Annotated in this window: 23 protein-coding genes, 1 tRNA gene and 1 pseudogene; 3 read left to right on the plus strand and 22 right to left on the minus strand. The window is 34.0% G+C overall.

Going from position 1 to position 22,892, the window contains the following annotated elements; translation table 11 throughout:
* Positions 1-248: 248 nt before the first annotated feature.
* From FKR84_RS06480 to FKR84_RS06500, 5 genes are all read right to left on the minus strand, one after another.
* The gene (locus tag FKR84_RS06480; protein WP_141421489.1) at positions 249-860 is read right to left on the minus strand and encodes a hypothetical protein; all 612 of its coding nucleotides are present in this window, start codon (positions 858-860) and stop codon (positions 249-251) included.
* Positions 861-971: 111 nt separating this feature from the next.
* Positions 972-1,628, minus strand: a complete 657-nt coding sequence (locus FKR84_RS06485) for a nucleoside deaminase (protein WP_233357686.1) — start codon at positions 1,626-1,628, stop codon at positions 972-974.
* A 321-nt stretch (positions 1,629-1,949) separates the two neighbouring features.
* The gene (locus FKR84_RS06490; protein WP_233357687.1) at positions 1,950-2,246 is read right to left on the minus strand and encodes a chaperone modulator CbpM; all 297 of its coding nucleotides are present in this window, start codon (positions 2,244-2,246) and stop codon (positions 1,950-1,952) included.
* The gene (locus FKR84_RS06495) at positions 2,239-3,153 is read right to left on the minus strand and encodes a J domain-containing protein (RefSeq protein WP_141421490.1); all 915 of its coding nucleotides are present in this window, start codon (positions 3,151-3,153) and stop codon (positions 2,239-2,241) included. Before FKR84_RS06495 ends, FKR84_RS06490 begins: the two co-directional genes overlap by 8 nt.
* Before the next feature lie 188 nt (positions 3,154-3,341).
* Entirely contained in the window at positions 3,342-3,914 is a 573-nt protein-coding gene (locus FKR84_RS06500; protein ID WP_141421491.1) for a pentapeptide repeat-containing protein, read from the minus strand.
* Between the two features lie 504 nt (positions 3,915-4,418).
* Between FKR84_RS06500 and FKR84_RS13340 the strand changes: the two genes are divergently transcribed.
* The gene (locus FKR84_RS13340) at positions 4,419-4,610 is read left to right on the plus strand and encodes a hypothetical protein (RefSeq protein ID WP_233357688.1); all 192 of its coding nucleotides are present in this window, start codon (positions 4,419-4,421) and stop codon (positions 4,608-4,610) included.
* Between the two features lie 184 nt (positions 4,611-4,794).
* Here FKR84_RS13340 and FKR84_RS06510 read toward each other — a convergent pair whose 3' ends face one another.
* The 3 genes from FKR84_RS06510 to FKR84_RS06520 form a co-directional block, all read right to left on the minus strand.
* Positions 4,795-5,382 (minus strand): porin family protein, encoded by a 588-nt coding sequence (locus FKR84_RS06510; protein ID WP_141421492.1) that lies wholly within the window; start codon positions 5,380-5,382, stop codon positions 4,795-4,797.
* 640 nt (positions 5,383-6,022) lie between these two features.
* Positions 6,023-6,096, minus strand: a tRNA-Arg gene (locus FKR84_RS06515).
* A 119-nt stretch (positions 6,097-6,215) separates the two neighbouring features.
* On the minus strand, positions 6,216-7,574 hold the full coding sequence (locus FKR84_RS06520) for an NAD-dependent succinate-semialdehyde dehydrogenase (protein ID WP_141421493.1): 1,359 nt from the start codon (positions 7,572-7,574) through the stop codon (positions 6,216-6,218).
* A 163-nt stretch (positions 7,575-7,737) separates the two neighbouring features.
* Between FKR84_RS06520 and FKR84_RS06525 the strand changes: the two genes are divergently transcribed.
* Both FKR84_RS06525 and corA read left to right on the plus strand, forming a co-directional pair.
* Positions 7,738-8,148, plus strand: coding sequence for a glyoxalase (locus FKR84_RS06525; RefSeq protein WP_141421494.1), 411 nt, complete (start codon positions 7,738-7,740; stop codon positions 8,146-8,148).
* Positions 8,149-8,151: 3 nt separating this feature from the next.
* On the plus strand, positions 8,152-9,237 hold the full coding sequence (gene corA / locus FKR84_RS06530) for a magnesium/cobalt transporter CorA (RefSeq protein ID WP_141421495.1): 1,086 nt from the start codon (positions 8,152-8,154) through the stop codon (positions 9,235-9,237).
* Between the two features lie 219 nt (positions 9,238-9,456).
* On the opposite strand, the gene FKR84_RS06535 is transcribed toward corA, so the two are convergent.
* From FKR84_RS06535 to fabG, 14 genes and pseudogenes are all read right to left on the minus strand, one after another.
* Entirely contained in the window at positions 9,457-10,152 is a 696-nt protein-coding gene (locus FKR84_RS06535) for a TVP38/TMEM64 family protein (protein ID WP_141421496.1), read from the minus strand.
* 93 nt (positions 10,153-10,245) lie between these two features.
* Positions 10,246-11,031, minus strand: a complete 786-nt coding sequence (gene truA, locus FKR84_RS06540) for a tRNA pseudouridine(38-40) synthase TruA (protein WP_141421497.1) — start codon at positions 11,029-11,031, stop codon at positions 10,246-10,248.
* Positions 11,032-11,044: 13 nt separating this feature from the next.
* On the minus strand, positions 11,045-11,722 hold the full coding sequence (locus FKR84_RS06545; RefSeq protein WP_141421498.1) for a DUF2461 domain-containing protein: 678 nt from the start codon (positions 11,720-11,722) through the stop codon (positions 11,045-11,047).
* Positions 11,723-11,782: 60 nt separating this feature from the next.
* A complete protein-coding gene (gene hisIE / locus FKR84_RS06550) occupies positions 11,783-12,382 on the minus strand; it encodes a bifunctional phosphoribosyl-AMP cyclohydrolase/phosphoribosyl-ATP diphosphatase HisIE (protein WP_141421499.1) in 600 nt (199 codons plus the stop codon).
* A gap of 10 nt (positions 12,383-12,392) precedes the next feature.
* Complete coding sequence (gene hisF / locus FKR84_RS06555) at positions 12,393-13,151, minus strand: imidazole glycerol phosphate synthase subunit HisF (protein WP_141421500.1); 759 nt, start codon at positions 13,149-13,151, stop codon at positions 12,393-12,395.
* Between the two features lie 2 nt (positions 13,152-13,153).
* Entirely contained in the window at positions 13,154-13,879 is a 726-nt protein-coding gene (gene hisA, locus FKR84_RS06560; RefSeq protein ID WP_141421501.1) for a 1-(5-phosphoribosyl)-5-[(5-phosphoribosylamino)methylideneamino]imidazole-4-carboxamide isomerase, read from the minus strand.
* A complete protein-coding gene (hisH, locus tag FKR84_RS06565) occupies positions 13,876-14,466 on the minus strand; it encodes an imidazole glycerol phosphate synthase subunit HisH (RefSeq protein ID WP_141421502.1) in 591 nt (196 codons plus the stop codon). Before hisH ends, hisA begins: the two co-directional genes overlap by 4 nt.
* A 1-nt stretch (position 14,467) precedes the next feature.
* Positions 14,468-15,604 (minus strand): bifunctional histidinol-phosphatase/imidazoleglycerol-phosphate dehydratase HisB, encoded by a 1,137-nt coding sequence (hisB, locus tag FKR84_RS06570; RefSeq protein WP_141421503.1) that lies wholly within the window; start codon positions 15,602-15,604, stop codon positions 14,468-14,470.
* Positions 15,601-16,659, minus strand: a pseudogene (gene hisC, locus FKR84_RS06575) (histidinol-phosphate transaminase). The gene hisB and the pseudogene hisC overlap by 4 nt, the downstream one beginning before the upstream one ends.
* Positions 16,646-17,950 carry a histidinol dehydrogenase gene (gene hisD / locus FKR84_RS06580; protein ID WP_141421504.1) on the minus strand — a complete coding sequence of 435 codons (1,305 nt, stop codon included), beginning with the start codon at positions 17,948-17,950 and terminating at the stop codon, positions 16,646-16,648. The pseudogene hisC and the gene hisD overlap by 14 nt, the downstream one beginning before the upstream one ends.
* A complete protein-coding gene (gene hisG / locus FKR84_RS06585; protein ID WP_141421505.1) occupies positions 17,951-18,811 on the minus strand; it encodes an ATP phosphoribosyltransferase in 861 nt (286 codons plus the stop codon).
* A 225-nt stretch (positions 18,812-19,036) separates the two neighbouring features.
* Positions 19,037-19,852, minus strand: a complete 816-nt coding sequence (locus FKR84_RS06590; protein WP_141421506.1) for a prohibitin family protein — start codon at positions 19,850-19,852, stop codon at positions 19,037-19,039.
* A gap of 10 nt (positions 19,853-19,862) precedes the next feature.
* A complete protein-coding gene (locus FKR84_RS06595; RefSeq protein ID WP_141421507.1) occupies positions 19,863-21,887 on the minus strand; it encodes a vWA domain-containing protein in 2,025 nt (674 codons plus the stop codon).
* Between the two features lie 188 nt (positions 21,888-22,075).
* Positions 22,076-22,822 carry a 3-oxoacyl-[acyl-carrier-protein] reductase gene (gene fabG, locus FKR84_RS06600; protein WP_141421508.1) on the minus strand — a complete coding sequence of 249 codons (747 nt, stop codon included), beginning with the start codon at positions 22,820-22,822 and terminating at the stop codon, positions 22,076-22,078.
* Positions 22,823-22,892: the final 70 nt, after the last annotated feature.

Genomic DNA, 22,892 nt, shown 5'->3' on the forward strand with positions numbered 1-22,892 from the left:
TTTATGCCTTTTTGCAAAAGACGTTAAACTATAAATATATATACTATTCGTAAGCGTCGGTTAGAAGTGCAGCTTTACGGAATTTTTTCCTACTGCTTAAACAAATACTTCAGAAAAAAGTTTGTTTACACCGAACGATTCTTTTTATAAGATTTATACAATTAGAAAATCTAACAATTCTTAATTGTAACAAATCGGTTTATCAAAATATTATTTTGATTTTAATGACTTCAAAATACCCATAAATTTTATGATTTTTTAAATTCTAGTTTTTCAAATATTAATAGGGCATCACTTAGGTATTTAGAATACGCTGATGCTTCTGCAGAATAACTAAAACAGTAATAATTTTTATTAGTTGTAAAATATACTTCTCTTAATCTATATTTTTTTGAGTTTAATTTATAACTGCCATCAGTAAAATAAGTATCTCCAAATTTAGATGGTTTTACTTCCCTTTTTACCGAAAGCATCTTTATAAAAGCACTTCTATTTTTAATTTTCTTTTCGGCAATAACCACTAATGGTCTATTTTTATTTTTGGATGGCGATATTTTTTGTAAATGAATTGTAATGTCACTCTGGTTAGCAGGTCTAAAGCTTACCGCGTCGTGTATATCCAAAAAAGCTTCCCAGGTTTCAGGCAGAACTACATTATAATCTAAAGAATTACGTTTGTTTTCGAGAGCAGCGTTTTGCTTCGATTTATCATTATTATAAGTACCACAACTCGCAGTAAATAATAATAGTAGTAGTAAGTAAATAACGATTTTCTTCAAAATATTTTTATTTAATTTTTGCTCGCAATTCTTTTCCTCAAACCTGCTTACAGCAAGCATTATTGCCGTATTATAACACATTATTTAAAGAAAAGCAAGTTTTATAAGCAAAAAGAGCTTCTATTTTTGCAGAATAAATAAAAACCGACTCTTTAAAGACTGTTTTTTGAAATATAAGTAATTAACTAAGCTTTATTTTGATTTTTCTCTACTGAAAGTGGCAAACTGTAATTTTTTAATTTCCTCTAAAAGTTCTCCATCATAAGGACCGTCTATGGCAACGTTTTTAATAATTTCTCTTGACGGAATAAAATTTATTGGTGCTTCCGGCATATTTGCTTCTTCTTGCCAAGTTTTTAATTGTTGGGCAGAACTTAAAAATACCAATCTACCAACTTGCGACCAGGCGTGCGCGCCGGCACACATTGGGCAATGCTCGCCACTGGTATACATAGTTGCGTTGCGGCGTTCTTCTTTATTTAAATTATCTAACGCCCATTGCGCCAATTCTATCTCGGGATGTGCCATTGCCGTTTTTTCATTAACCCGGTTGCGGGCCGTTGCCAAAACCATATTGTTTTTATCTACCAAAACAGACCCAAACGGACTATCGCCTGCTTGGTAAGCTTCTCTGGCCAATCCTACACATTTTTCTAAAAACTTTTTATCGGTTGAGTTTAATGCTTGCTGCTTTTTCATGTTTATTTCTTTAGTATTTTTTGCATTTATTTGAACTCTTGCAATTTGATTATTTCCGCCGAAAGGCTTAACCTCCTTAGTAGCTTTATCTTGTGCGCTAACAAAAAAACCGAAATTGCTTAAAATTAAAAATAAAACAAACCTTTTCATTCTTCTTATTTTTGTTTTAAACTAAACATTTTAAACCGTTTATAAAAAGATTGCATCTTAAAGCTCATCTAAAATTTAAAAATTTTGGTAAGTAATTAAGCGTCCAAAAAGATTGACAATTTGAGATAAAAATATTTAAGACTGCATAATATAAGAATGAAGAGAGAAACGATAAAAATATTGCTTTAGTGCTACAAATTTCAGTAAAGTATGCAATAACATAAATACATCGTGTGAGCTTTAAAATACATAAAGATTTATAAATGGTTTAATTTTCTGTTTACCGAAGACCAGCAGGCTATTTTAAAAAATTTATAAAACCTACTTTTGCTCATATAGACGTAATTTGTTTTTTAGAGCTTTTACTTCTTCCCGAAGTTCTATTTCTTTTTTCAGTAAATTAAAAACTATATCTATGCCTTCGGTATTAAGGTTTAAATCGTAATGTAAACGTATCATTTTTTCAAAATCTGCTAAGTAATCTTGGTGCAAATACGGGCGTTCTTCCAAAACTACTACTTGCAATAAACCCTTGTGCTGCAGCTCTTCTACAAAAGAAAATTCTATTTTATAATGTACACAGAGCGTTTCTATTTGTATGAGTTTCTCTTTATTCATTATTTCTAATTTTTTGCAGTTCTTTAAATAAATTCTTCTCTTTCTCACTCAAATTAGTAGGCAGTTTTATTTGGTAGGTAAGAAATAAATCTCCCAGGTTATTTTGGTTTTTATAGGCTGGAAAACCTTTACCTTTTAAGCGCACTTTTGCGCCATTTTGCGTTTCTGGAGCAATGCTTAGTTTTACTTTTCCGTCTAAAGTGTCTATGGTTATCTTACCTCCTAAAATTGCAGTATATAAATCAAGCTCAACTTCTTTATATAAATTTTGACCGTCTCTTTTAAAAGAAGTGTTATTTATTACTTTAAATTTTATATACAAATCGCCATTGGGACCGCCGTGCAAGCCTTCGCCGCCTTTGCCTTTAATTTTTATAACTTGCTCATTTTCTATTCCGGCCGGAATAGTCAATCTTATTTTTTTACCATTTACAGTTAGTACTTGCTGCTGTGGTTTATAAACATCTGTTAAGTTTAGTTGTAACTCGGCATTAAAATCTTGTCCTTTAAAACCGCTTCTGCTACTTCTGCCAGATGCTCTGCCTCCACCACCGAACATAGAAGAAAAAAAGTCTGAAAAATCATCGTCTGTAAAACTGTCCCCGCTGCCGGCGTGTGTATAACTGCGTTGTGAGTGTTGCTGTTGTTGTTGTTGTTGTTGGGCTTTTTCAAATTCTTCGCTGTGTTTCCAATCTTTGCCGTATTTGTCGTATTTTTTACGGTTTTCCGGATTTGCCAAAACTTCGTGCGCTTCGTTTATTTCTTTAAATTTTTGTTCTGCTTCTTTGTTATCCGGATTGAGATCTGGGTGGTATTTTCTGGCCAACTTGCGGTAGGCATTTTTTATTTGCTTTACGGAAGCATTTTTGCTTATTCCTAATATTTTATAATAATCTACAAAATCCATTTAACAAACTATTTTAATTAGCTTTCACCATTTCGGTTTAACCAAAAATAAGGAAAAGAATTTATCTTTACGGAAGTAAATTTTGATTATCTAAATATTATAACATAAAAATTTTACCTAAAATTACTTCTAAAATCTTTTTATAATCTAGGTAGAAAGATTGATTTTCAAGAAAAGTTACTAAAGCGCTATTCTATCGCAATTTGATATTTGGTTAATAATCCGCCAAGGCTCTCTAAACTAAATTTTGCTGCTTTAAGTTGATTTATTTCGGGATCTATAGCAAAGTTATACGAGGTTCTAAAATCTGCTTTTTGCAAATTGGTTTGTTGAAAAATAGCGTTTTGCAAATCGCATTCGCTAAAAATGGCTTGGTTTAAGTCTGCTTCCGTAAAGTCTACTTCTTGTAAATTTGAGTTTTTAAACTGGGTTTTGCTGAGTTTACATTTATAAAATGAGCTGTGGTTGAGTTGACAGTTTTCTACCTTTATGGAAAAACCGAAAGCATTATGCTTTTCAAAATTGAGACCTAGCATTTTGCAGTCTTTGAACAATATGTCTTGAAAACTGGTTTGGTAAAGATTGACATTACTTAAATTGCAAGCATCAAATTGGCAATCTATAAAATTTAGTTGCGATAAGTTAGCATTAGAAAAGTTACAGTTTATAAAGCTGCAATTCTCATAATCTGCTTTTTCCGGGTTATTTTCCGTAAAGTTCTCCTTTTCAAAAACTTGTCCTTCTATATAGTTGTTCTGCATTGTTTTAGTTTACAAAAAAGTCTATTTGGTTGAAACCTACTTTATTCAAAATCTACTATTATGGTACCGCCAAATCTACCGTCTTTATAAAGTGCAATTGGTGTTGGATGCGGAGAGGGTAGGTTAACATCTCGGGACGCTTAGTGTATCATCTCCTGAACAGCCAATAAAAAAATGCTTGCTAAAAGAATAAGGTAGATTTTATTCACTTTTGTTTGGTATTAATTGGTTAGAATAAGAAAAAACCAAATATAAATAAAACTAAGGCTACCCAACTTTTTATAAATACTTTTTCTTTACTTTTTTTAGTAAAGAAATAAACTATAACAAACTTCAATTTTCTCTCAAAAAATTAAACATCACATAAAATTGTATAGAAATAAACGCTTTAACTATCGCAGTCCAAAAAATTTTGTAACATAAAGAGTGAGTAGAAAGCAAAAGACTAAAATACTAAAATTGCTTAATGCCCTAACTATCCATACTTGGGTAGAAAAGTTATGTTTGAAATATTTTGTGAGTAAAACGGCTATTGCCAAAAGAGCAAACCAAATGGTGAAAAACCAAGAAACTTTACCACGAACGGCAAAGCTAACCGCGTCGTGTATTAATCCGCAAAAGATAAAAGTTAATATTAATGCAGCAGCAACCGGAAAATATCTTTTTAAGGGTTTAAAAATAAATTTGCCTAGGTAAAACCCAAAAATTGGATTCCAATAATTCCAAAAGGTAGAGAAATTTTTAGCTCCTAAAGAACGGTAGAGATTATTTTGAAGTGACTTGGAGCTTCCAAGAGGCACGCCATTTCTTTTGTGTATATACTCTTTTAATGTCATTTCCCTTTTTGTATTTTGGCTAGTTATCACGATTTTAAGAAGCTTTAATTAAAGTAATAACCAAGACTTAGTTGTAAGACAGTATTGGTTGCATCTACCTCTACACTTTGGCCTAAACTGCTTTCAATATGTATTAAAGTTTCTAAACCTTGGTACATATTAAGTTCTATAAATATATTTTTAAAGTCGTAGCCCACGCCTAAATTCACACCATAATCTAAATTGCTTTTTACTTCGCCAAAATCGCGTTCTGCTTTTTTTGTAGAAGCTAAAATACCAATTTGCGGTCCCGCAATTATATAAGGCTTGGAGAAAAATTTAACGTTTAACGGTATGTTTATATAAGTCAATTTATAATCTATAGAACTGGCATCTATATAATTTCCGGAGGTTTCTTCTCTGTCTCCTTGAAGCGATAGCATTAACTTTGGTCGCAAGGTTATTTTTTCAGATAATTCCAATTCATACAAGCCACCAAGATGAAAACCTAGCGCATTTTCAACTCCAATTTTTTCCAGAAAACCATCACTTAAAGTGGAATTGTTAGCGCCGGCAAAAACACCAAACCTGTTTTGAGAAAGCATTGTTATAGGTAATAAAAAAAGTAAGCTTAGGCTAACGATTTTTTTCATATTGGATTTGGTTTAAATAGATAGTTAGTTGGTTTTATGCTTTATTCTCAAAATCAAGCCACCAATTTACTTAAAATTAGAAAATCTGCAAGACCGAAAGCTCATTTAAAATTCAGGTAACAATTTTTTGCTAAGTAGCTTAAACATAGAATTGAAATAATTGGAGTTTTTCTTCTCCATACTTCAAGCATAGTTTAAGTATAGCTTCGGTATACTTAGTGTATTAGGAGTGTATTAAAATCTCATCAAATTTTGCGGCTAAAAAAGTATAGCGTCTAAAAAATTCTGATTTTTTATAATAGCGTTCCTTTAGCGTTACTTTATAAAATAATTGTGCTGGAGATTCGCCATAGCTACTCCATAGATAACCCATAGATAGTTCATTAAAACTTCATTAAATCCAGAAACCGACTTTTAGCGTTGTTTTTTTATTGAAATAGAATAAAGGCTACTTCTTGAATAGGTTTAAAACAAAAAAACGCTTAAGTTTCTACTTTGCGTCTTTTCATATTGCGCTATTTATTCGTGATCCCGCCAGGATTGCTGCGCATCCTGAGAAGGCTCCGCCTTGAAAATAACAAAGCCTATTTTATAAAGTTAAGTAAACTTACTTTTAAAAATAGGCTTTGTTATTTATTCGTGATCCCGCCAGGATTCGAACCTGGGACCGCCTGCTTAGAAGGCAGGTGCTCTATCCAGCTGAGCTACGAGACCATTGCTGTTAGCGGTTGCAAATATATTAATACTTCTTAATTTTACAACTACCGATAAATAAAAATATTCTAAAAATTTACATTTTAATCGTAGTTGCTTAATTTACAAGCCTTCAGCGCTTAAAATTTATTTATATAAACGGTTTTTTTGTTTACAAACTCGTGTATGCCGTGTAGAGATAATTCTCTGCCATAACCCGAAATTTTAGTTCCGCCGAAAGGCAAACGCGGATCGCTTTTAACCAATTCGTTAATAAAAACGGCGCCATCTTCAAATTGCGGTATCATAGCTTTGGCGCGCTCCATATCTTCCGTAAAGACAGAAACGCCCAAGCCAAAATCAGATCTGTTTACCAAATCTATAGCCTCCATATCTGTCTTAAAAGCCGTAACGCCTATTACCGGACCAAAGGTTTCTTCTTTAAACAATGGCATTTTTTTGCCAACGTTTACAACAACGGTAGGCTCAAAATACGTCTTTCTGCGCTTGCCTCCCAAAACAACTTTAGCTCCTTTTTCTTTAGAATCTTTTAATTGTTCTTCCAGTTCTTTAGCCAATTCTTTACTGGCCATCACGCCTATAAAAGTATCTTCATCGTTTGGGTCGCCACTTTTTAATTCGCGCACTTGTGTGATAAATTCTTCTAAAAACTCGTTTATAATAGATTCTTGAATAAGTAAGCGCTTACCGGCAATACAACTCTGTCCGGTGTTTTGAAACCTGGCCTGTACACAGGTTTTTACGGTTTCTTGTAAATTACAATCTTCAAAAACCACCAAAGCATTGCTGCCGCCAAGCTCTAAAACAGATTTTTTAATTTCTTCTGCTGCGGTTGAAGCTACCGCCGCTCCGGCAGGTTTACTTCCGGTTAGGCTTACGGCTTTTACGCGTTTGTCTCTTATTATCTGCTCTACTTTTTTACTGCCTATTATTAAATTTTGAAAGCAACCTTCCGGAAAGCCGGCATTTTTAAAAGCTTGTTCTATATTTTCTGCGCAACGCATTACCAAACTAGAATGTTTTAATAAGGCTACATTTCCTGCGATTAAAGTAGGTACGGCAAATCTAAAAACTTGCCAAAAAGGATAATTCCAAGGCATTACGGCCAAAATTGCGCCTAAAGGATCGTAGCGTACGTATGAGCTGTAAGCTTCTGTTCTTATCTTTTCTTTAGATAAATGTTTAGCAGCATTTTCTGCATAATAGTCGCAAAGCCAGACACATTTTTCTATCTCTGCAATGGCTTGACTTATGGGTTTACCCATTTCTGTAGTAATGTCTGCAGCATATTTTTCTTTATTGCTTTGTAACTCTTTTCCCAAGTTTTTTATAAGTTCTTCTTTGCGCGAAAAAGGTTCTTCTTTCCACTTTCTAAAGGCTTTATCGGCTTTTTTTAACTTTTTATTTATCTGGGGTTTAGTAAGTTCTTTAAATTTTTCTATTTTTTCTCCCGTATACGGATTTATAGTGGTAATCATCTTTATAATTTTAACTTTAAAATTAAACATCTAAAAGCAAGGTAATTTTAAATTAAGATGAATTTAACGTAGTCTTTGTGTTAATAAAAATTTGCTATCTTACTTTACGGAAAACAAAAATGAAAGGCGATTTTTAGCTTTCTAAATCTAGATAACATAAGAAATGATACAACGTGATACAGATATTACTAATCTACGTCCCCATATTACTTCCGTAAAGGTAAAAGAGAATATTTCTGAAAACGAATATTTTCAAAACACTACTTTACGACCTATTATAAAATTGCAAAATGATATTATTCTATATTTTTTTAAAAACTATATTCGTAGTCATAAAAATGTATTTTACAGTCTTTCTAGCAACAAGCAATTAGCCTATATAGACAACGCTTTACAGAAAGACAACAAATTAAAAAACAGACTTTTAGGTATTGTAATTGGCGTTTTTACTACCAAAGAACTCTTGGTATATTTAGAGAAAGATTCGGTTTTAAACAAGCGTATTTTAGGTATTATTAATACCAAGTTAAAAGATAGCTTGCAAGTTTTAAACGCTCCTATAACAGAAGAATAAAGGATGATAAAGAAAATTAGAAAAAAGAAAAAACGGCGCAAATTTAAAAATCCGTCTGTAAACCAGATTCCCGGCAAAATGGTTTATGTGGGCGAAAAGTCTACCCAAGAAAAAGCAATAGAAGTTTTTGAGTATAATAAAGATATGCTCGAATTTCAAAAATTTACCGCTACCGAAGAGGTTTTAGATTATAGAAACACGCCTCATACTACTTGGATAGATTTTGTAGGATTAACCCATACCAACGATATTGAAATCTTAGGTAAGCATTTTGGTTTACACCCACTTTTGTTAGAAGATGTAGTAAATACACGCCAACGACCAAAAATTGAGGTTTATGACGACTATGTTTTTATTTCTGTAAAAATGCTTTATTACGACAACGGAAACAGCTTGGTAAAAGAGCATATTAGCCTTGCGTTTGGACATAATTTTGTTCTTAGTTTTCAAGAATCTGAAAGTGAAGTTTTTGATGGTATCCGGGAGCGTTTAAAAAATAAGACCGGAAGGCTGCGTACTTTTAAAAGCGATTATTTGGCCTATGCCCTACTCGATGCTATTGTAGACAATTATTTTGAAGTTGTAGAACATATTGCAGAACGGGTAGAAAAATTAGAAGATCTTCTTTTTTTAGAACAATCTCAAGAGAATATTGCTCAAGACATTCAAAAAGCAAAACGAGAAATTATACGTATACGAAAGGCTACTTTTCCCATTAAGGAAGTTATTGTGCATCTAGAAAACGAAAACCATAAGTTGATAGAAAAACGCACAAAAAGTTACATTAGAGATTTACACGATCACGCCATCCAAGTAGCAGAAAATATAGATATTTACAGGGAAATGACGTGGGGATTAATGGATATGTATATGAGTACAATTTCCAATAAAATGAATGAAGTAATGAAGGTCTTAACCATTATGGCCAGTATTTTTATTCCGCTTACCTTTATTGCCGGTATTTACGGAATGAATTTCGATTATATGCCGGAGTTACAACTAAAATACGGTTACTTTTATGTGTGGGGCCTTATGTTATTAGTTTTCTTTGGTTTGCTGTGGTATTTTAAACGAAAAAAATGGTTATGATTTAGGTTTTACGCTTTAAGCTGTAAGCCCTAAGCATTTCTTTTTACGGATTTTATCTTTTTAAGAAATTTAAAAACAGTTTGCCAGTTTATCAATTCAGCAATTCACTCATTCACGAATTTACCGATTTATCAGTTTACCAATCAACCAATTCACTCATTAACTAATTTACCAGTTTACCAGTCAACTAATTGACTCATCAACTCATCAACTCATCAACTATCCCTTCTTTTTCCGTTTACGGTAATCTATATAGACAAAGGCGGCATAAATAAGAATTCCCGCGCCACCAATCCAATAAAGTCCGGATTTTAATTGGTCTATATCGTGGGCAAAATAGGCTACTCCGGTTGCCAAGGGAATAATTCCCAACATAGTAGCAGTAATAAATTTTAAATAACGCATTTGCAAACCACCCGCCAAAATACTAATGGCATCGTTAGATAAAAATGGCGAAACCCGAAACAAAACCACGCTCCAAAAACCGTAATTAGAAACCCAGAATTTTAATTTTTTAAATGTTTTCTCTTTTATAAAGCGCTCTAAAGCACTTTCGCTTATTCCGTGCCCAATAGAATATCCTATGGTAGAAGCAAGAAAAACCCCTGCCGAAGAAATTAAAATAGAAGGAAAAAACCCATACACCAAGGCGGCAATAATCATTGGTAGCCAAGAGGGAAAAATAACGAGAAACATCTGAAAAACCATCAGTAAAATAAGTGCTACAACTCCCCAAGCGCCAAAACCTTTAACTACCTCAGAGATGCGTTCTTGTTCTCCGGTCAATAATGCGTCCCATAATTCTTTTACAGAAGATTGAAATTCTGGCAAAACAAAATATAAAATCGTTAAAATAAGAAGTAAACCTATGGTAAAAAATAAACTGCTGTATTTGGCTATATTAGATGCTTTCAAACTAAAATTTTAAGCTAAAAATAGATAAAATTTAAGCAGTAGCAATTTTATACTTTTAATATAACAAAATTTTAATAGAAGTCTACAAGTACTCTAATTTTCTAAAGTTACATTTTGTAAAACTAAGCCCGAAGCCGGCGCAATATGTTCTAAGCGAATGTCTTCTTTTGGGTTTAAGGTTTGTTCTACAAAATCTAAATCAATATCGCCACGGCCTAAGTCTATCAAAATACCCATCATCAATCTAATTTGATGGCGTTTAAAACCAGCCCCTTTAATTTTTAAAACATAGGATGTTTCGGGAAAAAAATTTGCTTGATACATACTGTTTTTTATCAATTCGCAAGCTTCTATTTTCCCGGTGGTTATTGTATTTGGTGTTCGTCTGAATGCATAGGCTTTAAAATCGTGTTCTCCTACAAACAGCTTTGCGGCTCTTTGCATAATTTCAATGTTTAAATCTTCTCTAATATAAGCCATAAAAGGAGCTGCAAACGGGTGTATCTTTTTTCCGTAAGCAAAAAAATAACAGTATTCTTTAGACTTCGGACTTTGAATTATATTAAAATCTTTGTTGGTTTCCTTTACGGAAAGCGCTCTGATATCTGGCGGAAGATTATAATTTAGCTCTTCAAAAAACGCTTGGGTATCTATAGGCTCTTTTTCTAAAAACAACTCTACAAAAGTTTGATTTACAGAAACTTTCGCGTCTGTTCTTCCAGCCGCAATTACTTTAAATTTTCTATCTTTTAGAACATAAGCTAACGTACGATCTAGCATACGTTCTACGGTATTTACATCGGGTTGTTTTTGCCAACCGTGGTACCTAAATCCTAAATATTGTAATTCTATTAAATAATAAAAACGTTTACGTTGCATTATAACTCAAAAATTAATCTATCAGAGATTCTCCGTTTAAATTGGTAGTCAAAATTTCGCTCATATAATCAAAAAAAGGTTTTATGGCTTTAAAATGTTGGTTTACCGTTTCTGCAAAATCAGGGGTTAAGACTTCTTTATCTGTAAATGTATGCGTAAATATATATTGCTTTAAATTAATTAAATCTATATCGGGATGATTTTTATCAAAACCACGCGGACTCGTTTTTAGGCGTTTCCCTTCTATTTCTCCCCAGTGTTTTTGTAAATTTTTACCGTTCAAAATAGCTCGCATTTCAGTAGCGTCTATTTCTATTTCTTTACGGATTCTATACAGGTCGTCTTTTTCCGGATTCCAGAAACCAACACCCAAAAAACTTTTATTTCCCGGTTGAATGTGCAGGTAATATCCGCCGCGCAACTCGGGTTTTTTCCGCGTAAAGCTAGCAGCAAAATGCTTTTTATAAGGCGTTTTGTCTTTAGAAAAGCGCACGTCTCTATAAATACGATAAGCTTTGGTTTTTATTATACTATCGTGCTGTAACAACAAGCTTTCTACCGTTTTGTAAAACAGCTTCATTTGTTGTTCTTCTTCTTTAAACCTACTTTTATGTTCATCAAACCACTCTCTGTTGTTGTTCTTTTTTAATTGCTTTAAAAATTCTAAAGCAGAAGCAGGAATTTGTTGCATAATAGGGCTGTTTTAGCTACAAAGCTACGGTTTTTTATGTTGTAGACTTAGCAAATAAACTTAAGACTTATGTCTTTCTTGTAGGATTTCCAGCACATCATTAAAATTATTTCCCTTTGCGTGTAAAAGCAAGAGATAATGAAAAAACAAATCGGCACTTTCATTTAGAAACAATTCTTGCTTATCATCTTTAGCTTCAATAATCATTTCTACGGCCTCCTCTCCTACTTTTTGTGCTACGGCATTGATTCCAGATTTAAACAAGGAAGCAACATAACTGTCTTTGGGAAGCGTATTTTTTCTTTGCTGAATTGTTTCTTCTAAAGCACCCACAAAACCTAAGGCTTGTTTATTTTCTTCGCTCCAACAGGTGTCTGTGTTTTTGTGGCAAACCGGTCCGTTGGGTTTTACTTGAAAAAGCAAGGTGTCTGCATCGCAATCTACCTTGACGGATTGTAATTCTAAAGTATTTCCGCTTTCCTCGCCTTTCATCCATAAACGTTTTTTTGACCTACTGTAAAAAACAAGTTTTTTTCGGCGTTTGGTTTCCGCGAAAGCTTCTTTGTTCATATAGCCTAACATAAGTACTTTTTGGGTTTCTGCGTCTTGAATAATTGCGGGTACCAAACCATCATTATTTTTATTGAAATCTATTTTCATAAGTTTGTTTTTATATTCTTACTTGTATTCCGTTAGCTTCTAAATATTGTTTTAGCGTGGGCAATTCAATTTCCTTAAAGTGAAAAACGCTTGCTGCTAAAGCTGCATCTGCTTTTCCTTCCGTAAAGGCTTCTAAAAAATCTTTTGGCTTACCCGCGCCACCAGAAGCGATAATAGGAATATTTACCAAGTTGTTCATTTTTTGTAAAGCCTGGTTGGCAAAACCATTTTTGGTGCCATCGTGGTTCATAGAAGTAAAAAGAATTTCTCCTGCTCCGCGCTGCTCTACTTCTTTTGCCCAACTAAACAAATCTATTGTGGTAGCTTTTTTACCGCCCATAACGTGCACTTTCCAGCTTTTATCTTGCATAATTTTAGCATCTATTGCAACCACAATACATTGCCTACCAAATTTTTTGGCCAATTTATTGATAAGATCCGGATTATAAACCGCCGCCGAATTTATCGCCACCCGATCTGCTCCCGCATTTAGTAACCTACTTGCGTCTTCTAAGCTGCTAACGCCGCCGCCTACGGTAAACGGAATATTTATTTTTTGCGCAATTTTATGCACCAAATCTACCAAGGTTTTTCTTTTTTCCTGCGTGGCAGAAATATCTAAAAACACCAATTCATCGGCGCCTTCTGCGGCATAAAAAGCAGCCAAATCTACCGGATCTCCGGCGTCTCGCAAGCCTACAAAATTAACGCCTTTTACCGTTCTTCCTCCCTTAATATCTAAACAAGGTATTATTCTTTTTGTTAACATACTTATTGCTTTAAAATGTATTGTTCTAATTGCGGCAAACTAATTTTATTCTCATAAATGGCTTTGCCTAAAATTGCAGCATTGCAGCCCAAAGCTTTCAACTTATCCAGATCTTTTAAATTGCTTATTCCGCCACTGGCAACAAGCTTAATGCTTTTAAATTGTGAAAGAATTTGTTGATACAAACCAAGCGAAGGACCTTGCAACATACCGTCTTTACTTACATCTGTGCAAACTACATACGACAAACCTTCTTCTAAATAGGTTTTTATAAAAGAAATAAAATCTACTTCTGCAGTGTTTTTCCAGGCATCTATGGCAATTTTATTTTCTTTAATATCTGCACCCAAAATAATTTTATCTTTCCCGTACATTTTCAGTAAACTTTTAAATAAGTCAGGATTTTTAACCGCCATGCTGCCGCAGGTAATTTGATTTACGCCACTTTCAAAAGCAATTTTTGAATCTTTTTCTGTTTTAATTCCGCCACCAAAATCTATTTTTAAATTGGTTTGAGACGTCAAAGCTTCTAAGGTTTTATAATTAATTATTTTTCCGCTTTTAGCGCCATCCAAATCTACTACGTGTAAATAGGTAATGCCAGAACCCTCAAATTGCTTGGCAACTTCTACCGGATTTTCGTTGTATGTTTTCTGTGTTTTATAATCGCCTTTTGTTAGACGTACGCATTTGCCGTCTATTATATCTATAGCTGGTATTATTCTCATTGTATTTTTAGATTTAAGAAATTAGACAAAATTTGCTCTCCAACTTTTCCGCTTTTTTCCGGGTGAAATTGTACGCCGTAAAAGTTTTTATTTTTAAAAGCGGTTGCATAGTTTTTACCATAATTGGTTTGCGCAATACTTTGCGGATTTACGGGCGCGTAAAAACTATGAACGAGGTAGGTAAATGCATTTTCCGGAATGTTTTGAAACAAAGCCGATTGTAAATTAAAAATTGTATTCCAACCAATTTGCGGCGATTTTAATTGTGGCGGAAATGCTTTAAAAGCAACATCAAAAATACCCAACCCCTTGGTATCGCCTTCTTGGGTATACTTTCCCATAAGTTGCATTCCTAAACAAATGCCCAAAACCGGCTGGGTAAGTTGCGGAATAAGTTGGTCTAGAGCTGTTTCTTTTAATTTTTGCATTGCCGAAGATGCTTCGCCAACTCCCGGAAAAATAACCCGATCTGCCTGCCGAATCTCTTCTGGATCTTTGCTTAAAACGGCCTTAAAGCCCATTCTATTTAAAGCATATTGAATGCTTTGTATATTGCCGGCACCATAATCTATAATAACTATTTTCATTTTATAAAAGTCCTTTGGTGGTTGGTAAAATCATTTTGTTGGGATCGCGTTTTACCGCTGCTTTTATGGCTTTGGCAAAGGCTTTAAAAATACTTTCTATTTTATGGTGCTCGTTTTCTCCGCTGGCTTTAATATTTAAATTTGCTTTAGCGCCATCGCAAAAGGATTTAAAAAAGTGTTTAAACATTTCTGTGGGCATTTTGCCTATTATTTCGCGTTTAAAATCGGCTTCCCACATTAGCCAAGACCTACCGCCAAAATCTATCGCAACCTGCGCCAAACTATCGTCCATTGGCAATAAAAAACCGTAGCGTTCTATTCCTATTTTGTTCCCTAAAGCTTCAGCAAAAACTTCGCCCAGCGCAATGCCTGTATCTTCTATAGTATGGTGCTCATCTACTTCTAAATCGCCTTTTACCTCAATATTCAAATCCATTTGGCCGTGGCGTGCCAATTGATCTAACATATGATTAAAAAAGGCAATTCCCGTGGTAATTTTACTTTTTCCTGTTCCGTCTAGGTTTAATTGAATAGAAATTTGTGTTTCTTGGGTATCGCGAGACAAACTTACTTGCCGATCTTCTAATTTTAAAAAGCCATAAATAGTTTCCCAATTAGTGGTTTCTAATGCAATAAAAGCCTCTAATTCTTTTTCTGAAACAGTAATTTCATTTAGAGCTAACTCTTTATGATTACCAATTAAAATACCTTTGCAACCCAAGTTTTTGGCCAACTCCATATCGGTTAAGCGATCTCCTATTACAAAGGAGTTTTCTAGGTCGTAAGCATTTTTGTTTTTGTATTTGCTAAGCATTCCCGTCTTGGGTTTACGGGTTTCTGCATTATCTTTTGCAAAGGTTTTATCAATAAGAACTTCCGAAAAATCAATACCTTCTCCTTTTAAAGTAGCTAAAATAAAATTTTGCACCGGCCAAAAATCTTTTTCAGGAAATGCAGAAGTTCCTAAGCCATCTTGGTTGGTTATCATTACCAATTCAAAATCTAATTCTTTAGCTATTTTAGCCAAGTTGTATAGCATTTCCGGATAGAAAACCAATTTATCGAAAGCATCTAATTGGTAATCTTTAGGTTCTTGTACCAAAGTGCCATCGCGATCTATAAACAATACTTTTTTCATAATTCTAATTTTTTTAAACTGCTAATCAGTTTTTCGTTCTCTTTTGGTAAGCCTACGCTTATTCGCAAACAATTTTGTAATAAAACCTGGTTCGTTCTGTTTCTTACCACGATTCCTGCTTCAATTAATTACTGGTAACGTTTTGTAGCATCATCTACTTTTATCAAAATAAAATTGGCATCAGATGCATAAACTTGCTCTACCATTTTAATTTTTGACAAAGCTTTGGCGAGTCTGTTTTTTTCGCTTTTTAGCAAAGCAATTTGTTCTTCTACTACCTCTAAATTTTCTAGCGCCTGCAAAGCTTTTTGTTGCGTAAAACTAGTAATGTTATACGGTGGTTTTATTTTGTGTAACAGCGCAATCGCTTCCGCGGAAGCGTAAAGAACACCTAAACGAATGCCCGCCAAACCGTAGGCTTTAGAAAAAGTTTGCACCGCTATCAAGTTGGGAAAATGAGCCAAACGGCTAAGCCAAGAATCTTGCTCGCTAAAATGAATATAAGCTTCATCTACAACCACAAAACCAGAAAATTCCTGTAGCAGATTTTCTATAAACTTTACGGAAATTAAATTTCCCGTTGGGTTATTGGGCGAACATAAAAATATAATTTTTGTCTTGTTATCTGTCGCCTGTAAAACACTTTGTAAATCCGGCTGAAAATCCTTCTTTAAGGTTATTTTTCTATTTTCTATAGCGTTTAATTGTGCCAAAACCGCGTACATTCCGTAAGTAGGTTCTAAGGAAATAACGTTGTCGCAATTTGGCTCGCAAAATGCCCTAAACAATAAATCTAAAATTTCGTCGCTGCCGTTTCCCAAGAGTATTTGGCTTGGATTTACTCCTTTTTGTTTTGCCAGCATTTGCTTTAATTTATATTGCTGCGGATCTGGATACCGATTAAAATTGCTAGGAAAAGGATTCTCGTTAGCGTCTAAAAACACAGTATCCTTTTTGGCAGTCGAAAATTCGTCTCGCGCAGAACTATAAGCCATCATTTCTTGAACGTTTTTACGCACCAATTTCTCTAAGTTAAAAGAATTATTTCTCTGCATCTTGGTTGTTTTTAAGAGATTCTAAACGTAGGCTTACGGCATTTTTATGCGCTTGTAAACCTTCTGCTTCCGCCAAAATTTCTACGCTTTTACCAATGTTTTGTAAACCGGTTTCGCTTATTTTTTGATAGGTGATACTTTTTAAAAAACTATCTAAATTAACGCCGCTATATTGTTTTGCAAAAGCGTTTGTAGGTAAAGTATGGTTGGTACCCGACGCATAATCTCCGGCACTTTCCGGAGTTAAAGACCCTATAAAAACAGAGCCGGCATTTTGCAAACCTTTTAGATAAAACGACTCGTCATTACTTTGAATACTCAGATGCTCCGGCGCGTAGTTATTAATAAAATCTAAAGCTTGTTGTGGGGTTTTAAAGTAAATACCAATTGCATTTTCTAAAGCCTTAGAAGCAATATCTTTTCTAGATAGTTTTTCTAATTGCTTTTTCATGCTTGTTTCTACTTGCTTTAAAAGACGTTTAGAAGTGCTTACCAAAACCACCTGACTATCTTCGCCGTGCTCTGCTTGCGAGAGTAAATCTGCTGCAACAAAAGCCGGATTAGCAATTTTGTCTGCTACCACCAATAATTCTGACGGTCCCGCGGGCATATCTATAGCAACTTTATGGTTGGTTGCAAGTTGCTTGGCAGCCGTAACATATTGATTACCAGGCCCAAGAATTTTATATACTTTAGGAATACTTTGCGTACCAAAAGTTAAAGCTGCAATAGCTTGAATTCCGCCTACTTTGTAAATTTTGGTAATTCCACAAAGTTTGGCAGCATAAGCAATTTCCGGAGCTAACTTTCCTTTTTTAGTTGGCGGACTAACCAAAACAATTTCTTGGCAGCCGGCAATCTGCGCGGGAATACCCAACATTAGAACACTGCTAAATAAAGCTGCGCTACCACCTGGAACGTATAAACCGACTTTTTCTATTGGTTTTTTTTCTTGCCAACAAACCACCCCGGGCATCGTTTCTACTTTTACCGTTTCTGTTTTTTGCGCTTGGTGAAATTTTTTAATGTTTTTATAAGCAAGGTTAATAGCTTCTTTTAATTCTTTGCTGAGGTTTTTATCGCTCTCTTGAATGTTTTGCGCATTAACCGAATTGCTATTTAAACGTACCCCATCAAAAAGTTCTGTATATTTTGCTACAGCTTTGTCTCCTTTGGCTTTTACTTCGTCAAAAATAGTAGAAACTAAGGGCATTAAATTGCTTAACGCTTGTTCGGGACGTTGAGTTAATTCCGTAAAGCTCTCTGTATTAGGATTATTATAAATTTTCATTTAGCGTACCATTTTTTCTATTGAACTTACCAATATGCCTTCTGCACCGGCTTTTTTTAAATCGTTTATTACGTTCCAGAAATCTTCTTCTGCAATTACAGAATGTAAAGAACTCCAACCTTCTTGCGCTAAAGGCAGCAAAGTTGGACTTTTCATACCGGGTAAAAGCGCAACTATTTGATCTATATTTTTATTGGGTGCATTTAGCAAAATGTATTTGTAGTTACGCGCATTTAAAACCGATTCTATTCTAAAAACCAATTGGTTAAGCGTTGCTTGAAGTATAGATGGAATACTTGGGGAAGCCACTAAAACGGCTTCGCTTTTAAGTATGGTATAAACCGGTTTTAAATTGTTTTTAAATAACGTATTTCCGCTAGAAACAATATCTACCACTGCATCTGCCAACCCTATATTTGGCGCGATTTCTACAGAGCCGCTAATGGTGTGTAAGTCTGCTGTGAGGTTTTCTTTTTTTAGAAAATCTTGCACGGTATTGGGGTAAGAAGTAGCAATTTTTTTGGTGTTTAGATCTTTTAATTCCGTAAAGTTTTGCTCTTTAGGAATAGCAACACATAAACTACATTTAGAAAACCCCAATTGTAATAAAATTGGTAAATTTAATCGTTTTTCTACCAATAGGTTTTCACCAAAAATACCCACATCTACCACGCCATCGTTTACATATTGTGGTATATCGCCGTTACGGAGGTATAAAATATCTAATGGGAAATTTTTTGCGGTAGCTTTTAATTGATCTTTAGATTTTTCTAAAACAATACCGGCATCTTGCAAAATTTGCAAAGAATCTTCGTGCAACCGACCGGATTTTTGTACAGCAATTTTTAATCTTTTTGTCATCTGATTTTAAAATTGTGTTTGAGTAACCCGGCAAGAATCCATAAAAAAACCCGCTTGAATTACTCAAACGGGTTTAGGTTTTATATTAGGTTTTTGTACCACATATCATCGCCTGCTCGCTCGAGTGCAAGAAGAATGATGATGATGTACAAAGTTTTTTCTCATAATAAATACAAAACTAGAGTAAGGAAATAAATCTTACAACTTTTTTGTGATTTTTTTATGCTATTGATTTCCTAAGATAATTGGCATACCCTCTTTTCCGGTACCAATAATTACTGTTTTGGCGTTGTTAGATTTAGAAAGTTCTATGGTAGCCTGAATACCTTTTTCCTGCAAAACTTTATCGGTTAACGATTTGCTTAAAATCGTGTTTGCACGCGCTTTCCCTTCTGCTTCAATTCTTTGTCTTTCTGCTTCCTTTTGCGCTTTTGTAAGTCTAAATTCGTACTCTAAAGACTCTTGTTCTTGTTTTAACTTACGCTCTATTGCATCTTTAATGGTTGGCGGTAAAGAAATATCACGTACCAAAATTTCGTTTACTTGCACATATTGACTGTCAAGCAAATCTTGTGTTTCTTCTAACATTTCTTGCTGAATTGCTTCTCGTTTACTGGCATATAACTGCTCCGGACTATAACGCCCCACTACCGCTCTTGCCGCAGAAAGTACAGCTGGTTTAAGTAATCTTTGAATATACTTTTCTCCTTTTTCTCGGTGTAATTTTCCTAAGCTGGCATAAGTAGGTTGAAACCAGGTAGAAGCGTCTAATTTTATTTCTAAACCGTTGGAGCTTAAAACTTGCATTCTGTCGTCTATGGTTTGCTGTCTTACTTCATAAACAAAAACGTCGTTCCAAGGTGCAACAAAATGAAAACCTTCATTCATTGGAGGTTGATCTGTAACTACTCCGCCGCCAAAAGTTTTGTATAAAACTCCTGCTTCTCCGGAACCAATAGTGACCGTAGATTTAAAAATTATTATTATGATTATAATACCTGCAAAAATAGCAGGTAAAGCAATTTTAGGTAAATTATTCATAGTGGTTATTTTAAATTAATCCGTTATATTTTCTTATAAACCATTCGGCACTTAAGCAGGCTATAATTATGGCTAAAAGATAATACCAATCTATTAAAGATGCCTTTTTAATTTCTTCTTTTTGTACAGCTTGGTATTTTTTATTATTAGTTAAATTATTTATTAAATTATCTACTGAATTGGGATAGTAAAGCGAATCTGCAATTTTTCTAAAACCTTGTGTATTAGCAGAAAAGAACTGTTTTTCTACATCAAAATCTACAATACTAAAACTTCCTTTTTTACTAATTGGTTTATTTTTTATCGAAACTGTAAAGTTATATTCTCCCGGTTGCAAATTGCTCAAATCTACTAAATAAGTCTTGTTTTGTAAAATAAAAGGTACGTTCGTTTCTTGCGAAGTATTTTTATTTTTAAGCTCTATTTGCAAAGTGGCGCGTGGGTCAAAAACGTAATTTTTATCAAAGTAATCTGCTTGTAGAAGTATTGGCTCGCCAGAGTTATAAAAGTTTTCGTAAGCTAGCTGTAATCGGGAGCGTTTGGTATTAGAAGCTAAAAATTGAAAAAGTTTTCCCGTAAAGGCATCAAAAGTTTCAAAACTATCGTTATCTCTAAAATTTTTTGCACGCCACTGCCAGATATTTTCGCCAAATAAATAAGCACGTCTAACATTATTATCTTCTACAACACTTAAAAATGCATTTTGAGTTTCTATACTATTGACCTTTTGGTATAGCAAATCTTGGTGTGCTTTTTTAAAAGTCACTTCCCCAAAATTATCGCTCAATGGCGGAAAATCATCAAACCCAATATTATCAAACTGAAAGCTTGAAAAGCTGTTGTTATAGATTGGTAAATAATTTTCTGTTTGTGTGCTTATTTCTTTTTGAAAATCGTCTTGTATTTTATTTAAAAAAGAATAATCTGTTTTAGGACCGGTAATGGTAAAAGTTGGCAAATTAAAAGCTTCTATTTTTTTATAAACTTCTTTAAAATCTGCACCGGGTTGGTATAAAATTACCAACTGATAGTTGCTATAATCTATTGCATCTGTTGGGGTTTTAAGGTCTACTTGGCGCTGCTTATTTTGTAATATACTTTTCTTAATTGCGCCAACATCCGGATGCGGAAAAGCGCTTAACAATAGAATTTGTGTGCTTTCATCAACTACTTCTATAACAAAAGGTTGTTGATTGTTCTCTGTGTTTTTTTCGTTTGGTAAAGTCTCTATTTCTGCTGTATAGGTTTTTAAACCAACGCTTTTTGCCGGTAAATGCGTTTGAATAACTTCTGCACGTTTATTTGGTCCCAGATTAAGTTTCTGCTGAAAAACGGTAGTTTGACCTAATTTTATACGAAAATTAGAATTTACAGATTTCTCTCCGCTATAATTTATAAATACTTCTACCGGAAATTTATTATCCAGAAAAGCAAATTTATTGGCATTAATGCGTTTTATCTGCAAATCTTGATAGCTTGTTGTATCGCCTAAAACTATTGGATAAATAGTAGATTTATATTTTTTGGCTTCAAAAATAAAATCACTACCATAAGTGGGGTTACCATCTGAAATTATGATTGCCGGCGCATTTTCTTTTCCGTAAAGGGCATTTAAATTTTTAAAAAGAGCGTGTAGATTCGTTTGGCTTCCGCGGAAGCTTAAGCTATCATCATATTGTTTAAAATTAGCGTCAAATTGAAAACTCTGTAAAGAAAATTTTTCTTTTAGATCTTTGTTAGAACGTATTTGTTGAAAAATCTTTTCTGCTGTTTCTGTTTTCTTAAAAGCACTTATAGAAGAAGAATTGTCTACCACTACTGCCAAATTTGGCTTTTCTATAGTATAACTTTTTTGGTTAAACTGCGGATTTATAAGCAGTAAAAAAACAGCAAAATAAGTGAGTGTTCTTAAACCTAATAAAACCACCCAATTCTTTTTTCGTTTGGTATTCTTTACGGAAAAATATTGCAATCCTGCCAAAAGAATGGCAACTACAAAAGCGGTAATTAATAGTAGAACAAGATTTATGCTCATATAGAAAACTAGGAAAAGATTGTAAACGACCCACAATCATATTGGTTGCAAGATACAATATTCTTGCACTTGCAACCAATAGATAATAGCTTTAAACAATTAAAACGAAATTAATTTTTGGCAAGCTAATTACAGAAAAATAAAACGATAATTTAACGTGTATATTTTTCCGTAAAGAAATTACTATTTTAAGTTAGCATACCGCCATCTACGTTTAAGACTTGACCGGTAATGTATGCGCTCAAATCGCTTCCTAAAAACGCACATGCATTGGCAACGTCTTCTGGATTGCCACCACGTTTTAACGGAATAGCTTTGCGCCAACCTTCTACGGTTTTTTCGTCTAATTTGTCTGTCATTTCTGTTTCTATAAATCCGGGAGCAATTACGTTGCATCTAATATTTCTAGAGCCCAATTCTAAGGCAACAGATTTTGAAAAACCAATCATACCAGCCTTGGAAGCAGCATAATTTGCTTGGCCTGCATTTCCTTTTACACCAACTACAGAGCTCATATTTACAATGCTACCTTTACGCTGTTTTAGCATCGTGCGCTGCACTGCTTTGGTCATATTAAAAATAGATTTTAGGTTTACCTCTATAACTTTATCAAAATCTTCTTCAGACATACGCATTAACAAATTATCTTTGGTAATACCTGCATTGTTTACCAAAATATCTATGCTAGAAAAGTCTTTCGTAACATCTTCAATAAGTTTCTGGGCTTCTTCAAAACTTGCGGCGTTGCTTTTATACGCTTTAGCTTTTATTCCTTTTTGGGTTAGTTCTTTTTCTAAACTTTCTGCTGCCTCTACAGAGGAGCTATAAGTAAAAGCTACATTTGCACCGTGGTTGGCAAAAACTTCTGCTATGCCTTTTCCGATGCCGCGACTAGCGCCGGTTATTATTGCGTTTTTTCCTTCTAAGAGTTTCATAATTTATTGGGTTATTTTTGCATTCTTTTGTTCAAATATAAGCATATAGCTTTAGCTAAACCATAAAAAA

Source organism: Haloflavibacter putidus, from assembly GCF_006546625.1.
GTDB lineage: Bacteria > Bacteroidota > Bacteroidia > Flavobacteriales > Flavobacteriaceae > Mesonia > Mesonia putida.

Bases quoted from the DNA above. Each gene is read 5' to 3' on its own strand.
- FKR84_RS06495 (WP_141421490.1), bottom strand. From the start codon at position 3,153: ATGGATTTTGTAGATTATTATAAAATATTAGGAATAAGCAAAAATGCT.
- FKR84_RS06520 (WP_141421493.1), bottom strand. From the start codon at position 7,574: ATGATTACCACTATAAATCCGTATACGGGAGAAAAAATAGAAAAATTT.
- hisIE (WP_141421499.1), bottom strand. From the start codon at position 12,382: ATGAAAATAGATTTCAATAAAAATAATGATGGTTTGGTACCCGCAATT.
- FKR84_RS06595 (WP_141421507.1), bottom strand. From the start codon at position 21,887: ATGAGCATAAATCTTGTTCTACTATTAATTACCGCTTTTGTAGTTGCC.
- corA (WP_141421495.1), top strand. From the start codon at position 8,152: ATGATAAAGAAAATTAGAAAAAAGAAAAAACGGCGCAAATTTAAAAAT.
- FKR84_RS06590 (WP_141421506.1), bottom strand. From the start codon at position 19,852: ATGAATAATTTACCTAAAATTGCTTTACCTGCTATTTTTGCAGGTATT.
- FKR84_RS06490 (WP_233357687.1), bottom strand. From the start codon at position 2,246: ATGAATAAAGAGAAACTCATACAAATAGAAACGCTCTGTGTACATTAT.
- hisA (WP_141421501.1), bottom strand. From the start codon at position 13,879: ATGAGAATAATACCAGCTATAGATATAATAGACGGCAAATGCGTACGT.
- hisF (WP_141421500.1), bottom strand. From the start codon at position 13,151: ATGTTAACAAAAAGAATAATACCTTGTTTAGATATTAAGGGAGGAAGA.
- fabG (WP_141421508.1), bottom strand. From the start codon at position 22,822: ATGAAACTCTTAGAAGGAAAAAACGCAATAATAACCGGCGCTAGTCGC.
- FKR84_RS06545 (WP_141421498.1), bottom strand. From the start codon at position 11,722: ATGCAACAAATTCCTGCTTCTGCTTTAGAATTTTTAAAGCAATTAAAA.
- truA (WP_141421497.1), bottom strand. From the start codon at position 11,031: ATGCAACGTAAACGTTTTTATTATTTAATAGAATTACAATATTTAGGA.
- hisD (WP_141421504.1), bottom strand. From the start codon at position 17,950: ATGAAAATTTATAATAATCCTAATACAGAGAGCTTTACGGAATTAACT.
- hisB (WP_141421503.1), bottom strand. From the start codon at position 15,604: ATGAAAAAAGTATTGTTTATAGATCGCGATGGCACTTTGGTACAAGAA.
- FKR84_RS06500 (WP_141421491.1), bottom strand. From the start codon at position 3,914: ATGCAGAACAACTATATAGAAGGACAAGTTTTTGAAAAGGAGAACTTT.
- FKR84_RS06525 (WP_141421494.1), top strand. From the start codon at position 7,738: ATGATACAACGTGATACAGATATTACTAATCTACGTCCCCATATTACT.
- hisG (WP_141421505.1), bottom strand. From the start codon at position 18,811: ATGACAAAAAGATTAAAAATTGCTGTACAAAAATCCGGTCGGTTGCAC.
- FKR84_RS06510 (WP_141421492.1), bottom strand. From the start codon at position 5,382: ATGAAAAAAATCGTTAGCCTAAGCTTACTTTTTTTATTACCTATAACA.
- FKR84_RS06480 (WP_141421489.1), bottom strand. From the start codon at position 860: ATGTGTTATAATACGGCAATAATGCTTGCTGTAAGCAGGTTTGAGGAA.
- hisH (WP_141421502.1), bottom strand. From the start codon at position 14,466: ATGAAAATAGTTATTATAGATTATGGTGCCGGCAATATACAAAGCATT.
- FKR84_RS06485 (WP_233357686.1), bottom strand. From the start codon at position 1,628: ATGAAAAGGTTTGTTTTATTTTTAATTTTAAGCAATTTCGGTTTTTTT.